The following is a 14,541-nucleotide window of genomic DNA, read 5'->3' as shown; positions in this document are numbered from 1 at the left end:
TGGAGGCGGGCCGCCGCTGCTTCGTCGATGTACGCAAGACCGGGTGCAGTTCGACATCCTCAGGGATGCCGACTGGCCCGGTCGGGGCCGCGGACCTGCTGTTCCAGTTCACCACCCCGCTGCAGCGCGCCGGTCTCGTGAGCCGGACGTTCCCAGCCGACTGGTCCGTTCGGTCCGTCGGGGCCCGTCAGCCCGCTGTCTCCTGGTACGTAGCCATGGCCGCCACTGCCCGCGGTGGTGTCATTCTGGCCGCCGCCTGCGGAGGGGCCGTCGCCATGGCCGCCTCCCGTGGACGGGGTGCCCTGGGGACCTTCGCGCCGGCTTCGTCTCCGGGGACTTCTCGGCCTTGGATCACCACGGTGATGTGGGCACCGCGCTGTACGCCGTCGGTGTCGCTGCGGCTGCCCATACTGGCCGGCACGCACTCCGGGACCTTGGCCCTGGGCAGGACTCGACCGGCGCCGAATGACCCGTCAGCGCAGCAGATCAGCGACGGGAACCTCCACAGAAGCGAAGCTTCCAGGATTAAGTTTCAGGTACGCATCGGTCGGCAGCGCGGCGACGGCCGATATTTGGCGTTTCCCTTGAATTCATCAGTAACGAGCCGAGTCCGGCGACAATGATTCACTCATGTCACTCGTTTCTCAATCCGCGAACGAAGTCCCTCTGCTCACCCACGTAGGCAAGTCGGTTGTGTTCGGCGTCCGACACGGCATCGAAGATTCCGACAGCGATCGGCCGACCAGCGAGCGGCCAACGGTAAGCCTTCCTTCCGCCTCCCATTTCCAAGGCCATCCTACTGGGATACACCTCCCGGCAGGCACCCTCGACCGCGGGCTTCAGCCCTTCCCGCTCAAGATCTGATCGGACATTCGCCAGAGCCTCGAAGAGGTTCCATGACGTTCGCTCTTCCACCTCATCAAGGTAGGAGATTCGGACCGTGTATTCGGATTCCCAAAACTCCGCGACAAGCCTTCCTCGCGCGCATCCGGCTACGGAGACGAGAACGATCTCCGAATCATGTAGCACTTCCGCCTCATAGGACACGTTCACTCTCGGGGGCAATAGTTCGGATTGGGGATCAAATCACCGAGTCATCGGTCGCACAGTTGCACGGATGGGCTCCCTTCGGCGTGCAGCCCACCACCGCGACGATCCTGGCATGAGCGGCCGTCTCCACGTCCTGGAGCTGCGCCCACGCCTCGGCAATCTCGTCACGGCGTTCGAGGTTCTCGTCGATCGGACCGCCGTGGACGTCCGAGCCGCCGTCGACACCATTGCCCGCCCGACGGGATCGCCCTCACACCTTCTCATCGAGTATCGGCAGACGAAGTCACTGCGCCCCGTGCACCCACGGTGGCGTCAGTGGGCGGCGACGCCAATACCAAGGCAAGGACGAGAAGTCGTGCACGTCCGGCCGGAGGGCTTCCGAGAGGGCTTCGCCATCGTCGTCAACGGTGAGATCTCGGAATCGTGCATCCAGCTCGACCAGGAGAGCATCCACGCGCGTTTGCTCATCAGCAGCAAGCCCCGTCACGGCAGCGCCCAGCCGGTCACGGTTCTCGAGATCCTCGCGGTACATTTCCGCGCCGTACCAGCGCGAGGGCGGCCAGCCGTCACCCATGCGCGAGATCAAAGCTTCCCACCCCCATACGAGTGTGCGGACCTCACCAGCCGCGCTGTGCGGGTCGACGCCGAGGAACAACGAATCCGCCAGAGGTGTGGCTGCGGGAACATCCCTCACCACCTCGGGGAATCCTTCGACCTTTGCATCGGGGAACTCTGCGAGGGGGACCTCCGTCGCATACACCCTGCAGCCCGGCCCCTCTTCCTCGAGATCCTCCACACGCGCGAACGTCACGCCACCCTGAGGGGACACGACCTTGCGAATCCATGGCAGGCTCCCCCAGGAAATGAGTACAGGCATGCCCAACGCGCGGGCCATCATGGCAGCGAGGTCGTCCTCCGAAGGCTGTGGATCCACCTCCTCAGCTCCGTACACGGACAGCTGGCAGGCGAGGTCTCCGCTGAAGACCTCGTACTCGCACGTGACAGTCGCGTCCCAGTTACGGTCCTCCATCTCGTCTTCCGGAGACACGTCGACCGATGAGAGAGGGACTCCGAACGCCTCGGCGAGCACTCGGGCAACCACCTCCGGGTCGGCTTCTCCTGCTGTCAAAAGGCCGTACATCACGAGTAGTACTCCCGGTAAAGGTCAATCATCCGCTGGACGGACTTTGGATTCTCCGCGAACTTCGGGTTCTTACTAAACATCATTTCGACCTTACTCAAGTCGCCGTCGGCCCTCATGATCGCCTTCAGTGCCGAGTACTCGACCCGGTCGAGTTGGATGAAACCAGCACCACTTTCGGGGAAGATACGCCCGGACGGCTCTACGGCGTAGCTGCGGCCGTTCACCGTGTAGCGCTGGGTGGGCCCGTCGAAGTCGGCCCGGCCGGCAGCAATCTCTGCGATGTCGGCCCTGACCGCCTCCTTCACTTCGGGAAGGATGACCGTGTTCTTCTCATCCACCCTTCCGGCCCGCACACCGCTCAGGTCATGCCGAGCGTTGGGGTAGAGGAGGTTCTTCCCACGAGCATTTCCAATGATCTCGTCCCCGGCCGGCCACGTTTCGACCGGGCGCTTCACTTTGCCTTCGCCCGCGGCGCTCCCGGCCCCGTCGTTCCCGGTGGGAGCCCCCGAGGAGTCACCGCCAGATCCGCCCCCCGAGGTGGTGTCGCCGTGGGCACCATCCATGGACGGGCCGCCCGTGCCGCCGTGGCCGCCCGTGCCACCGTGGCCGTCCGCGTGCCTGCCAACGCCCAGGTCGGTGTCACCCTGGCCGGTGCCGGTCCCGTGGCCCGTACCGCTGGGGCCGTCAGTGTGGCCGGTACCAGCCGGGGGTTCGTGGCTTGCGGAGGGGCCCCTGCCGTGGTCGTACGCATTGCCGCCCGAAGTGTGGTCGCCCGCGTGGCCGCCGGGGGTGGTGTCGGGGCGGCCGGTGGGGGTGTGATCCACCGTGTGGAGCGGGTCGTCGAAGTTGCTGCCGACGCGGGTGATGTCGTCGCCGCGGCCGCCTACGCCAGCCAGGACACGGTCCGGGGCCTCGACCTTGGCGGGGGTGGCGTGCAGGGGGGCGTCCGCGGTCGGCTTCGTGACCGGGGTCTCCTCGACCTTGGCCTGGTCGCCGCGCTGGAAGAGGCTGCCGTCCTTCTTGTACAGGTTGCCGTCACCGTCGACGTACTTGGCCGGGGTGTCGTCGAAGGGCAGCTTGACCGTGCCGGGTGGCAGGGTGGCGGTGCCTTCGGGGAGTTTGATGGTGCCGTCGGGGAGTTTGATCGCCCCGTCCGGCATCGAGGTGCCCTTGGGGAGCTGAATCGCCCCGTCGGGGAGTTTGACAGCACCCTCGGGCAGCGCGAACGCGCCGTCCACGTTGATGGCCGGGGCCTCGACCTTGCCCATGCCCTTCAGGGCGGCCATGATGTCGCCCGCCTTCGAGATGCCCGCGCCTGCGCCCTTGATGATGTACGTCATGGGGTCGACGATGCTGCCGGTCTTGCCCGCCAGTGACAGGGTCTTGGCCACCAGGCTGGCCTTGCCCGCGCCCGCCACGGCACCGCTGCCGCCGCGCGTGGCAATGGCGGTGATCACGTTGAAGGTGGCCGCGCCTGCGGCCCGGCCGGGGTTGGAGCCCCACTGGTCCCACGCCAGGAGCGCCTTGCCCGTCTCCTTCATCGCCGTGCGCGATTCCCTCAGCCAGGACGGCAGTTTGTCGTCCGGGAGGGCCATGAACACCGCGCCCGCGCCCGGGATCATGGCGATCCCAAGGCCGGTGCTGAGCTTGGCCAGGCCCGTCCAGGACTGCTTGAAGGTGTCCCAGCCCTGCAGTCCGACGAGGCCGCCCAGACCCTTGAGGGTGCCCCACACGCCGTCGACGAAGAAGCCCTTGCCGAACTCCCAGACGTGTTCCCAGACCTGCCACCCGGGGATCGACTCCTCCACCGCATCGCCCCACGGCAGGGACTTGGACGCCTTGAGCATCTCGGCGTCATAGCCATACATGCCCGCGCCGTGCGAGCCGTCGTCCTTCTTCAGCGGGGTGCCGTCCACCAGCGCGACGATCTTGGCGTGAGCGGCCGTCTCCACGTCCTGGAACTGCGCCCACACCTCGGCAATCTTGTTGCGGCGTTCGAGGTTCTCGTCGATCAGACCGCCGTCCTCAGCCCACTTGTCTTCCTTGTCGGTCTTCTCGCGGAACGCTTCCGCCTCCGCCTTCAGGTTCTCCAGCTTCTTGATGATCGGCGCGGCATCACGCGAGTAGGTGCCCAGCGCACCCGCGATCGTGCACATGTCAGAACTGAGTTTCAGCCCCAGATCCTGGACCGGCTTCGTCGTCGCGAACAGCTGATCCGCCTCCGGCGCCTGATAGAACGCCTGCAACCCACCGAAACTCGTGTGAACATCCGAGGCCTTCGTCGAAACGGTGGCACCACCCGACGAGATCAGCTTCACCTTCTCGTCCAGCACCGCCAGATCACCCGTGAAAACCGGTATCTCAGCCGGATCGACCGGCGCGCCCCCGCTCACTTCTTCTCCCCCGTCTTCTCACGCAGCAGGTCCAGATTCACCGACCGCGCAGCGTCCTGCGCCTCCTTGGCCTGGTCCAGATCACCCTGCAGGTACTCGTTCGTCGCCAGCACCGCACCACGGATACACGCCTCGATCCGCTCCGCCATCGACTTGAACTCGGGCTTCCGCGCCGTCAGATACTCACCCAGCGCAGCCGCCACCGGCCCCATCGCCTTCTGCGGCGCCAGGAAAGCCGAACCCGGAGCCGGCCCCGCACCCGGAGCCAGCGGGCCCTGCGGAGTCATCCCCGACTGCGAACCCGGAACAGCCGTCCCCGCCGCCTGAGCCGCCTCCGACATCGCCGTCAGCAACGTGTTCAACGCCGTCTCCAGCTCACCGGCATTCCCACCGACCGTCTTCAAGTGGCCCTGCACACCCTGCGGCTTGATATCCCACGACGTCACCGACGACCCACCCCCGTGTTACCCCTACAGTCCTACGACCCGCTGACCTGCCGACCCACCGACCGGCTGAAACGATCCTGCTCAGCCGATGTTGTTGACCGCGGTCCGCGCCCGCTGCAACGTCTGCTGCGCCGTCGCGTCATTCTTCGCCAGCGTCGTGTTCAACAGCTGGATGATGTTCTTGACCTCCTGCGAAGCGTTCTTCCACCGCAGCTCCTTGGCGTGGTAGTCATCCGCCACACCCTCCGCCGTGAAGTCCGACATCGCAGCCGCCACCTGCGCCTCACGCGCCGCGATCACCGTGTCCAGCTGACCGATCACCGCCTTGATACCGCCCTGCACCTCCGTCGAGGCACCCACGTCATACGCACGACGATCCGTCCCACCCGACATCACAACCACACTCCCCGTGAAGAAAACAATCCAGAAGACTCAGAACACGCGCCCGCAGGCCCGCAGACCCGCGGGCCCGCCGGCTCAGCGGCCCCGGAAACGCGCCGCGTCGAAGTTCGCCGCACCCTGCTGCTGACGGGCGTTCTCACCCTGCTCCTGATCACCCGAACCGAACGCCTGCTCCATGCCCGACTGACCACCAAGGATCGCCGCCAGCGAAGCATTCAGCTCCTTCGCAATGGCATCCGCACGCAGCTTGAACGAGTCGAACGCCACCTTGCCCTGCCCCTGGAACTTGCCCTCCAGCGGCTGCGCCGCAGCCACCAGCTGCTTGACCAGCGACCCCAGATCCGTATTCGAATTCCGCGACCCCGACATCAGGTTCGTCAGAACCTGCGTCCCCATGTCGAACTTCATCCCACTCCCCCGCACACTCGATCGATCGTCAGTATTCCAGTTCTAGCAACCTACATCGCGTCTGCAAAGACCAACAACCGCGTTGTTGCGGGACCATGACAAACCACCAGGCGGCGATACGGCGACCTGGGGCCATCCCGCCCACGAGGCGCTGCGGGACCGGTGAGCCGGGGCGGGCGGGCCCGATGGGATGGCATCAGACGAGGCGGCGGTCCCCGGCGGCGATCGGAATGTCGTTGATGCTGGCCTCACGGCGGCGCATCAGGCCGTCGTCGGCGAACTCCCACTGCTCGTTGCCGTGACTGCGCCACCACTGGCCGGTCGCGTCGTGCCACTCGTACTCGAAGCGGACCGAGATGCGGTTGCCGGTGAACGCCCACAGCTCCTTGCGGAGCCGGTAGTCGAGCTCGCGCTCCCACTTCTCGGCGAGGAACGCGCGGATCTCGGCGCGGCCGGTGAGGAAGCGGTCGCGGTTCCGCCAGACCGAGTCCGGCGTGTACGCGAGGGCCACGCGCTCGGGATCGCGGCTGTTCCAGGCGTCCTCGGCGGCCTGGACCTTGGCGCGTGCGGACTCCTCGGTGAAGGGCGGCAGGGGCGGACGTACGGCGGGAGTGTCGGTCATGACGTATCACCTCTCGATCGCGAGAACGGTCGTTCTCACCCGTTCCCCGACCATAGAGAACGAGCGTTCTCCCCGCAAGGGGAATCTGGACTACGCTGCCCTCATGGACGACGAAGAGGCCCGCACCCGGCTCCTGGACACGGCGGAGGAGCTGTTCTACCGGCACGGCATCCAGGCCGTCGGCATGGACCGGATCCGCAGCGAGTCGGGAGTTCCCCTCAAGCGCCTCTACCGGGTCTTCCCGGCCAAGGAGTCTCTGGTCACGGCCTATCTGGAACGCCGCGACCGGCGCTGGACGGCCGACCTCCGCGCAGCGGTGACGGGAGCCCCGGACCCGGTCCTCGCCGTCTTCGACTGGCTGGCGGGATGGTTCTCGGAGCCGGACTTCCGCGGTTGCGCGTTCCTGAACGCGTACGGGGAACTGGGCGCGGACGGTCCGGCCGCCGTGCTGGACGTCGTACGCCGCCACAAGGCGGAGTTGAGGGCCCTGCTGGCCGAACTGGCCGGACCCGGCCGCGAGGAACTCACCGACCAGCTCCTGGTCCTGGTCGAGGGTGCGACGGTGGTGGCGGCCCTGGAGCCGGGCCCGGAGCCGGCACGACGGGCGCGGGCCGTCGCGGAGCGGCTCGCGTCCCCGGACTGCTGACGCCTGCCTGTCGCCCGCTAGCGGGACGCCCGGTCCACCGCCGCACCGATGAGCTCGGCCGCGGCAAGCTCGTCGAGCGGGATCAGCCGCGCGTCCTCCGCGCCCGCTTCAGTCTCCCGGAGCCGGTCCGTCGGCTCCCAGCGCAGGTCCCGGCCGAACACCTCGTCATGGATCTCGCCCCGCACGACGCGGCGCCGCATGACGGGACCTCGGTTTCCGGCGGCGGTGCAGTACGAGATGCGGCCCTCGGCATCCAGAGCGTCGAGCACAGTCCCACCGAGCGTCTCGAACCCAGGAGTGCGGAGTTTGCCCTGCGGGGTGCCCAGCCGGAACGACACCCCGGTCAGGTCGAGGCCGCCCACGTTGTCCCGCAGGAACTCCCCGCCGCGCTCGTAGAAGAGGACCAGCGGTTCGTAGAGATCGGGAAGGTCTGGCAGCGCGGTCGGGTTCTGCGCCCGCATTTCCGCCAGGCGGACGGCGCCGGCACACGTGTCCTGCAGTGCGGAGCCGGGCACACGGCTCAGGAACTCCGCCAGCTCCGCCGTCATTTCGGGGGACATTCGAAATTCCGGGTCCACGCATTCGGTGACGTCGAAGAAGGGCCACGCGCCTTCCACCGAGTACGCCTGCGCCCAGAGGGCGGCCCGCCTCAGATACTCACGCATGAGGATGCGCCTGGACTTGGCGCGGGAGAGCACGTCGTCCCAGTCGCCGACCCAGTCCACCGCACGGAGTCGGTTCAGCATGGTGACGGAGGCCGTCCGGTCGGTCACTCGATCCCCCAAGCCCTTCGGTCCGTCTGCCCCGGGGCAGAGGAGGCGGGCAGGGGCCGACCGTCCGCCGGGCCGTCCGCCGGGCCGTCCGCCGGGCCTTTCGCCGGGCCTTTCGCCGACGCGGCGATACCCGGCAGAGTAGTCATGGCCGTCAGCCGCCCGTGGTGCGGGGGAAGGTGATCTCGACGCGGCGGTTCTTCTTACGGCCCTCCTCGGTGCTGTTGTCGGCGATCGGGTAGTCCTCGCTGTAGCCGCGGACGTCGAAGACGACGTTCGTATCGGTGACGGTCTTGGCCAGCTCGGCCTGCACGGCGTCGGCCCGCTTCTTGGAGAGCTCCTTGCCGTGCTCGTAGCTGCCCTGGTCGTCGGTGAACCCGAAGACCCGGATGCGGGTGGCCTTCTGCTGGTTGATCTCCTGCGCGATGGCCTGGATACGGGCGGCTGCCTGAGCGGTGAAGACCGCGCTGTCCTCGGGGAACAGCACCTCGGACTGGAGCGCCATCATGACGGTCTGATTGGTCTCCTGCCGCCGCTGCTCCCCACCGAGGTCTTCGACGACTTCGGCGATGTCCAGCACCTTGATCGGAGCGAGCGTGCCGCCCTGAGGAATCTTCAAACCGGGGGCATTGGATTCGATGGACACAGGGGCCGAGGCGGATGGTTCGGTGCCGGGAGGGACGGACGGCTTCACGTCGTCGGCGTACGCAGTGCTGGCGCCGACGAAGTGCCCGCCCGCAATAACGAGACCGGCGACGGCTGACGCAGCAGCGCTGCGGTGGCGTTTTGTCATGGGGTCACCCGGAAATCTTGACGACGGCCGTAGCGAAAGTGGGGAGGCTGAACTCCACCTCGGTGGTGTTCGCAGGTGGCGCGGGAAACTGAACGAAGATGGGCACAGACTGGCCTGCTTGAACGCTGGAAATGCCAGTCGTGCACAGGCACCGGCCATCTGTATCCCTCAGCACGTAGTAGCGCTTCTTGCCGGCCTTGTCCACGAGCGTTGCTCCCGCCACTGACTCGCCACTCTGCGTCAGCTCATTGCCCCGCCAGGCTGCAGTGCCGACGAACGCCTCCTTGCCGTTGTTCTTCAGCTGCCCAGCCACGGTCAGGAAGCCACCCGCATCACGTGCTACCGAGTTGATGGCCAGCACCATGCCGTTCGCTCCCTCCACCGTGGCGATGACCTGAGCCGGCACTGAACTCTGGCCTTGGCCCGGAGTTTGGGTCGGGGATCCTGCTCCTTGGGACGGCGGGACGGAGACCTGCTGAGGATTCTTGGCCTTCGCGTCGCCACCTCCACCGCATCCGGCCAACGTGATTGCCAAGACAGCCGCAACCGCAACGGCCGCTCCCCCGCGGACCTTCACCGTGTGCCGAATCCTCATGTGTGCTGCTTCCTTGTCTCGCGGATCACTGTCAGTCGGTCAGTCTCACGTCGAAGAGGGTCCTCGCCAACGTGCGCCACGGAGCAGGCTCCAGCGGGTCGAATTCGACTTCCTTCCCGCCCTTGCACCGGATCTTGATCTGCCCGGACTCTTCCGCACGTACGTCGGCGGGATCGGGCGACTTGGTGGGGGCGGGGAGTGACCCCAGGTGGCAGCGCGGCTCGATCACAGCAGTGGCGTTGGCCGTCCCATGCATTGATGCGGTCCCGGGGATCACGGACTCGCCCACTGTTCCGTTCGTCTGGACCTCGACGGTGAACCTGAGCGCCGACCTCTTACACGTTGCCGTCGCATCGTTCATGGCCGCGAAACCCGGCGCTTCCTCGCAGCCCCTCTCCAGGTACAACCCCTTGCCACCGAGAACCTGCTCCCACTCCTCGGGCTTCAATACGGCGAGGTCCAGGCCTGGGACAAGGTGGTCTCTGGCGCCACGAGCCGCTGCCAGTGCAGCCGCATCTGCGGCTCCCTGAGCATTGCTTCGGGTGACCGAAGCCTGACCGACGACGAAGAACGCGAGCGCGGCGAAGAGCAGGCCCGCGACCACGACGACATAGATGGGGAATGCCTGCCCTCGATCACCCGATCGCTGCCACGTGATCACGTACCGGCTTTGATGTTGGTGATTGCCGTCTTGATCTTGGTAGTGATCTCTTGCCCGATACCCGTACCGACGATCGCGCCGATGATCACGACCACCACCAGGATGATGCCCAGGTATTCGAAGGCGGTCTGGCCGCGGTCGAGCCCCGCGTGGCGCTTGCGGAGTTTCGTCACGGCCGTGTCCACCCAACCGTTCACCCTGATCCGCGCCTCCACGGCGACCTTCAGCAGCGTGTTGTGTGACATGGGGGTTCCCTCCCGGGCCGGTACCGCTGTCGATCTGCGGACGGTACGGCGAGTTACCAGTCGTAACCAAGGGTCCCGGGGCCCAATTACGGGCCCACTGCGCATTCTGTCTACCCATGACCGGCCACCCCTGGACGGGCGGTTCCCAGCCAGCGGGCTATCGCCTCGCTGCGCGTCGCGCTCCGGAGCTTCGCGAAGATCCGGTTGATGTGGTTCTTGACCGTCTTCTCGCTGATGAAGCAGGCGGCCGCGATCTGCTGGTTGCTCATCCCGGACGCGATCAGATCCATGACCTCCACCTCCCGGGAACTCAGTCCGAAGTCAACAGAGTTGTGCACCCGCTCTGAAGACTGTGCCACAACTCGTTGCGGATGCGAAGAGGACCGGACTTCCGCGAGGAGGGCGCTCGCCGCCGTCGGGGTGAAGTGGGGGCGGCCCAGCGGGGCGTCGCGTACCGCCCGGAGCAGGTCGGCCGTCGTGAACTCGCCGTGCACGAGGTAGCCGCCCGCGCCCAGTAGCAGGGCCTCGCAGACGATTTCGGCTTCCTTGCTGTACGTCAGCATCAGCACGGGAGCCATCTGCACCAGGTGCGGAAGCGCCGAGATCCCGTCCACCCCCGGCATCCTGACGTCCAGCAGGATCACGTCCGGAGCGTGCCGGCGCGTCAGGCTCAGTGCCTCGCGGCCGTCCGCCGCCTGCGCCACCACCTCCAGGTCCTCGGCCGCGCACAGGATGGCCGCCAGGCCCGCCCTGATGACCGGGTTGCCGTCGGCGATGAGCACGCTCAGCCGGGCCACGGCTCAGCCACCCCCGAACAGGGCGCCGAAGTCGACGTTCGCACCGTAGACGAAGCCGCAGACCAGCAGGATGAGCGTGCCGGGCAGCATGAACATGGTCACGGCGAACGTCGCCTTGGGGACGGCCCGGGCCGCGCGCCTGCGGGCGTTCTGGGCGTCCGTGCGGCGCATGTCCTCCGCGATCGCGATCAGGGTGTCCACGATCGGGGAGCCGAGCTCCTCGCCCTGCTGCAGGGCCGTCACGAACTGCGCGACCTGTTCGCTGTCGTTGCGTCGCCGCAGCTCGTCGAAGGCCTGGCGGCGGCTGACACCCATGTCCATCTGCTGGAGGGTGATGCGGATCTCGTCCGCCCACGGGCCCTCGTACTTGTCCGCCACCCGGGCCAGCGCCTGCCGGAAGCCCAGCCCCGCGCTCACCACCACGGCAAGGACGTCCAGGAAGTCGGGCAGCGTCCGTTCGATGTGGTCGCGGCGGATCCGGATGGCCGACCACAGGCCGACCTCGATCCAGAACAGGCCGAAGGCGACCATGAGCAGGGCGGCGACCAGCTGGCCGTTGATCAGCATGGCGAAGGCGCCGACTGCGCCCAGGGCTCCGTACACCGCCCGCCGGGCCGCGTACCGGTCGATCGTCAGACCGGCCGGGTTGCCCGCCATGTCGATCTGGCGGCGCTTGCGGGCGACCCTGGCCGGGCCCATCGCGCCCAGCACCATGGGCGCCCAGCGGATGCCCATGCGGTCGACGAGGGAGCCGACCGCCGTCGTGCGCGTGGCCCCCACCTCCAGGGCGAGCGCCAGGTCGGAGGGCAGTTTCACGTCCGCGCGGTAGAGGCGGATGCCGTGGAAGGCTCCGAGGACCGACAGGGCCACGGCGAGTGCGAGAAGAAGTCCGGTCATCGTCCTGTCCGCCCCCTCACACGTCGATCTTCGACAGGCGGCGGATGAGGAGGAAGCCCAGGGCGAAGAGGCCGAGGGCGACGAGGACGGCCGTCTGGCCGAGGAACGCGCCCGTCATCCGGTCCAGCGCGCCCGGCATCATCATGTCGACCAGCAGCAGCGAGCCGAGTCCGATGGACGGTACGAGGTAGGCCGTCACCGTCACCTGAGAGAGCTGCGTGCGGATCTCGCGACGGGTCTCCTTGCGCTGCTCCAGGGTCACCGTCAGGTTCCGCAGGCTGTCCACGATCGCGCCGCCCGCACGGGCCGACAGGACGAGCGTGGAGACCAGGACGACGAGTTCCCGGGACGGCAGGCGGTCCGTGAGCTCGCCCAGCGACTCCTCGATGGAGTGGCCCACGGCGAGGCGGTCCGCGACGCGCGCGAGTTCCTCACCCGCCGGAGCCTCCAGCTCCTCCGCCGCGATACCGATGGCCGTACGCAGGGCCAGCCCGGCCTGGGTGGCATTGGCGAGGATGCGGGCCAGGTCGGGGAGCTGGTTGATGAACCGTTCCGTACGCCGCGTCCGCTGCCAGTTGAGGAATGCGTTCGCCGCCCAGACGCCGATCACGCCCGCCACCGGCCCGAAGAACGGTGCGAGGAGGGATGCCGCGATGAGCCAGACGCCCACGATCGAACCCAGCATGTAGACGAAGAACTCGCCCGGGGTGAGGTCCAGGCCGGTGGTCGCCAGTTTCAGCTCGATGCGGCGGCCGAGTTCCGTCCTGCGCAGCCGCCGGTCGACGGTCCGGAAGCGGCGCCGCCGGCCCAGGGGCTCCGGCAGGCCGGACGCCGAGAGCCGCTCGATCAGCGCGGCGCGCTGGGCGCGGCCGGCCATGTACGCCTGGAGCCCGGCGACGACGAGCACGCAGGCGAGCAGGGTGACGCCGAGGGTGGCGAGGATGAGTGGGTTCACAGGGCGGTCCGGGTGATCCGGGCGGTGAGGGGATCCTCCGGCGCGACGCCGAAGGCCTGCGGGACGGGCTGGTTGTTCATGTAGAGACGTTCCGCGATCCGGCGGGGCAGCGGGTAGTACTCGAAGTAGCCGTGCACGCGCCCGTCGGGCCCCATCGGCCGGGCAGCGAAGCGGCAGACCGTCGTGATCCGGAAGGGCTCGCGGCCGTGCGATTCGAGGACGGAAATCTCGGTGATACGGCGGGAGCCGTCGCCGAAGCGGGTGAGCTGGACGATGACGTTCACGGCGCTGTTGATCTGGTCCTGGAGGGCCTCGAAGGGGATCTCGACCTCCGACATCGAGGCGAGGGTCTGCAGCCGCATCAGGGCGTCCGCGGAGCTGTTGGCGTGGACGGTGGCCAGCGATCCGTCGTGGCCGGTGGACATCGCCTGGAGCATGTCGAGGGTCTCGCCGCCGCGGACCTCGCCGACGATGATGCGGTCGGGGCGCATGCGCAGGGAGTTGCGTACGAGGTCGCGGATGGTGATCTGCCCCTTGCCCTCCACGTTCGGCGGGCGGGACTCGAGACGGATCACGTGGGCCTGCTGGAGCTGGAGTTCCGCCGAGTCCTCGATGGTGATGATGCGTTCGCCCTCCGGGATCAGGCCGGAGAGGGCGTTGAGGAGGGTGGTCTTGCCGGTGCCGGTGGCGCCGGAGACGATCACGTTCATCTTCGCCGTGACCAGTCCCGACAGCAGGAGCAGCATCTGCTCGTCGAGCGACCCGAGGGCGATCATCTCGTGGAGCGTGAAGGCGCGCGGGAAGCGGCGGATGGTGAGGGTGGCGCCGGTCAGCGAGAGCGGCGGGATGATGACGTTGACGCGTTCGCCGCTGGGCAAGCGGGCGTCGACCATCGGATTGGCCTCGTCCACGCGTCGGTTGACGGTGGAGACGATGCGCTCGATGGTCTGCATCAGCTGTTCGTGCGAGGCGAAGCGGAGGGGGAGCTGCTCCACGCGCCCGGCGCGCTCGACGAAGATCTGGTCGGGGCCGTTGACCATGATCTCGGAGATGGAGGCGTCCTCGAGGAGCGGTTCGAGGACGCCGAGCCCGAGGGCCTCGTCGACGACGCGGCGGATCAGCTGTGCGCGCTCGACCGTGGAGAGGACGGGCCCTTCGCGGCTGATGATGTGGCCGAGTACGCGCTCCAGGCGCGCCCGGCGCTCGGCGGGTGCGAGCGCGGACATCTCGGCGAGGTCGATCTCCTCCAGCAGCTTGGCGCGGTAGGAGGAGACCAGCCGGCCGTCCTCGCGGGGGCTGTGACGGTCGTCGGGGGTGTTGACCCGGGAACGCAGGCTCATGGACGGAGGCCCTTCGGGTCGTCGTTGGGCATGACGGCGGTGGCCGACGCCTTGTGCGCGTCGAGTCCGGGCACGATCGAGTTGGCGGTGAGGGTGACGGTGACACGGACCGCGTCGGAGGACGTGGCCCACTCGAATGTGGCGCTCTCCGCCAGTCCGCCGCTGATGGCGGCCCGTCCCGCCGCCTCTCCGCCCTTGCCGTTACGGGCTTCCACGCGCGCGGCGGTACGAGCCGCCGTGCCCGCCTGTTCCTCGGCGTACGCGACCCAGCCCAGCTGGATCCCGCACAGCGCGACGAGCAGCAGGATCGGCACGAAGCCGATGTATTCGATGGCCACTTGGCCTCGGTCGGAGCGCCACTTCCGCTTCCGGTTCAT

General features: G+C 67.8%; 18 protein-coding genes. 1 reads left to right on the top strand and 17 read right to left on the bottom strand.

Annotated elements, in window-relative coordinates; translation table 11 throughout:
* Positions 1-633: 633 nt before the first annotated feature.
* From OG753_RS26735 to OG753_RS26705, 7 genes are all read right to left on the bottom strand, one after another.
* Positions 634-1,047, bottom strand: coding sequence for a hypothetical protein (locus OG753_RS26735; RefSeq protein ID WP_405790419.1), 414 nt, complete (start codon positions 1,045-1,047; stop codon positions 634-636).
* 286 nt (positions 1,048-1,333) lie between these two features.
* Positions 1,334-2,194 carry a hypothetical protein gene (locus OG753_RS26730; RefSeq protein ID WP_405790417.1) on the bottom strand — a complete coding sequence of 287 codons (861 nt, stop codon included), beginning with the start codon at positions 2,192-2,194 and terminating at the stop codon, positions 1,334-1,336.
* Positions 2,191-4,587: a hypothetical protein gene (locus OG753_RS26725; protein ID WP_405790415.1), complete on the bottom strand. Its 2,397-nt coding sequence runs from the start codon at positions 4,585-4,587 to the stop codon at positions 2,191-2,193. The genes OG753_RS26730 and OG753_RS26725 overlap by 4 nt, the downstream gene beginning before the upstream one ends.
* A complete protein-coding gene (locus tag OG753_RS26720) occupies positions 4,584-5,033 on the bottom strand; it encodes a DUF6507 family protein (RefSeq protein WP_405790413.1) in 450 nt (149 codons plus the stop codon). Before OG753_RS26720 ends, OG753_RS26725 begins: the two co-directional genes overlap by 4 nt.
* Before the next feature lie 81 nt (positions 5,034-5,114).
* The gene (locus tag OG753_RS26715; RefSeq protein ID WP_327263705.1) at positions 5,115-5,426 is read right to left on the bottom strand and encodes a pore-forming ESAT-6 family protein; all 312 of its coding nucleotides are present in this window, start codon (positions 5,424-5,426) and stop codon (positions 5,115-5,117) included.
* A gap of 84 nt (positions 5,427-5,510) precedes the next feature.
* Positions 5,511-5,843, bottom strand: coding sequence for a hypothetical protein (locus tag OG753_RS26710; RefSeq protein ID WP_327263706.1), 333 nt, complete (start codon positions 5,841-5,843; stop codon positions 5,511-5,513).
* A 196-nt stretch (positions 5,844-6,039) separates the two neighbouring features.
* Positions 6,040-6,465, bottom strand: a complete 426-nt coding sequence (locus OG753_RS26705) for a nuclear transport factor 2 family protein (protein WP_405790410.1) — start codon at positions 6,463-6,465, stop codon at positions 6,040-6,042.
* Between the two features lie 103 nt (positions 6,466-6,568).
* Between OG753_RS26705 and OG753_RS26700 the strand changes: the two genes are divergently transcribed.
* Entirely contained in the window at positions 6,569-7,111 is a 543-nt protein-coding gene (locus tag OG753_RS26700; RefSeq protein ID WP_383191673.1) for a TetR/AcrR family transcriptional regulator, read from the top strand.
* A gap of 17 nt (positions 7,112-7,128) precedes the next feature.
* On the opposite strand, the gene OG753_RS26695 is transcribed toward OG753_RS26700, so the two are convergent.
* The 10 genes from OG753_RS26695 to OG753_RS26650 form a co-directional block, all read right to left on the bottom strand.
* Positions 7,129-7,884 carry a hypothetical protein gene (locus OG753_RS26695; RefSeq protein ID WP_405790409.1) on the bottom strand — a complete coding sequence of 252 codons (756 nt, stop codon included), beginning with the start codon at positions 7,882-7,884 and terminating at the stop codon, positions 7,129-7,131.
* 151 nt (positions 7,885-8,035) lie between these two features.
* A complete protein-coding gene (locus OG753_RS26690) occupies positions 8,036-8,674 on the bottom strand; it encodes an OmpA family protein (protein ID WP_405790407.1) in 639 nt (212 codons plus the stop codon).
* A gap of 4 nt (positions 8,675-8,678) precedes the next feature.
* Positions 8,679-9,038, bottom strand: a complete 360-nt coding sequence (locus OG753_RS26685) for a hypothetical protein (protein ID WP_401682208.1) — start codon at positions 9,036-9,038, stop codon at positions 8,679-8,681.
* A 262-nt stretch (positions 9,039-9,300) separates the two neighbouring features.
* Positions 9,301-9,930: a pilus assembly protein TadG-related protein gene (locus tag OG753_RS26680; protein ID WP_405790405.1), complete on the bottom strand. Its 630-nt coding sequence runs from the start codon at positions 9,928-9,930 to the stop codon at positions 9,301-9,303.
* Positions 9,927-10,175: a hypothetical protein gene (locus OG753_RS26675; RefSeq protein WP_405790403.1), complete on the bottom strand. Its 249-nt coding sequence runs from the start codon at positions 10,173-10,175 to the stop codon at positions 9,927-9,929. The genes OG753_RS26680 and OG753_RS26675 overlap by 4 nt, the downstream gene beginning before the upstream one ends.
* A gap of 110 nt (positions 10,176-10,285) precedes the next feature.
* Positions 10,286-10,972, bottom strand: coding sequence for a response regulator transcription factor (locus OG753_RS26670; RefSeq protein ID WP_327264199.1), 687 nt, complete (start codon positions 10,970-10,972; stop codon positions 10,286-10,288).
* A 3-nt stretch (positions 10,973-10,975) separates the two neighbouring features.
* Positions 10,976-11,869, bottom strand: coding sequence for a DUF5936 domain-containing protein (locus tag OG753_RS26665; RefSeq protein WP_327264198.1), 894 nt, complete (start codon positions 11,867-11,869; stop codon positions 10,976-10,978).
* 16 nt (positions 11,870-11,885) lie between these two features.
* Positions 11,886-12,824, bottom strand: coding sequence for a type II secretion system F family protein (locus OG753_RS26660; RefSeq protein ID WP_327264197.1), 939 nt, complete (start codon positions 12,822-12,824; stop codon positions 11,886-11,888).
* Positions 12,821-14,164 carry a CpaF family protein gene (locus OG753_RS26655; protein ID WP_327264196.1) on the bottom strand — a complete coding sequence of 448 codons (1,344 nt, stop codon included), beginning with the start codon at positions 14,162-14,164 and terminating at the stop codon, positions 12,821-12,823. The genes OG753_RS26660 and OG753_RS26655 overlap by 4 nt, the downstream gene beginning before the upstream one ends.
* Positions 14,161-14,541 carry a TadE/TadG family type IV pilus assembly protein gene (locus OG753_RS26650; RefSeq protein WP_327264195.1) on the bottom strand — a complete coding sequence of 127 codons (381 nt, stop codon included), beginning with the start codon at positions 14,539-14,541 and terminating at the stop codon, positions 14,161-14,163. Before OG753_RS26650 ends, OG753_RS26655 begins: the two co-directional genes overlap by 4 nt.

Source organism: Streptomyces sp. NBC_00029, from assembly GCF_045160505.1.
Classification (GTDB): Bacteria; Actinomycetota; Actinomycetes; order Streptomycetales; family Streptomycetaceae; genus Streptomyces.
The sequence above is the reverse complement of the archived record's forward strand: the minus strand, read 5'-3'. Positions and strand labels throughout refer to the sequence as shown.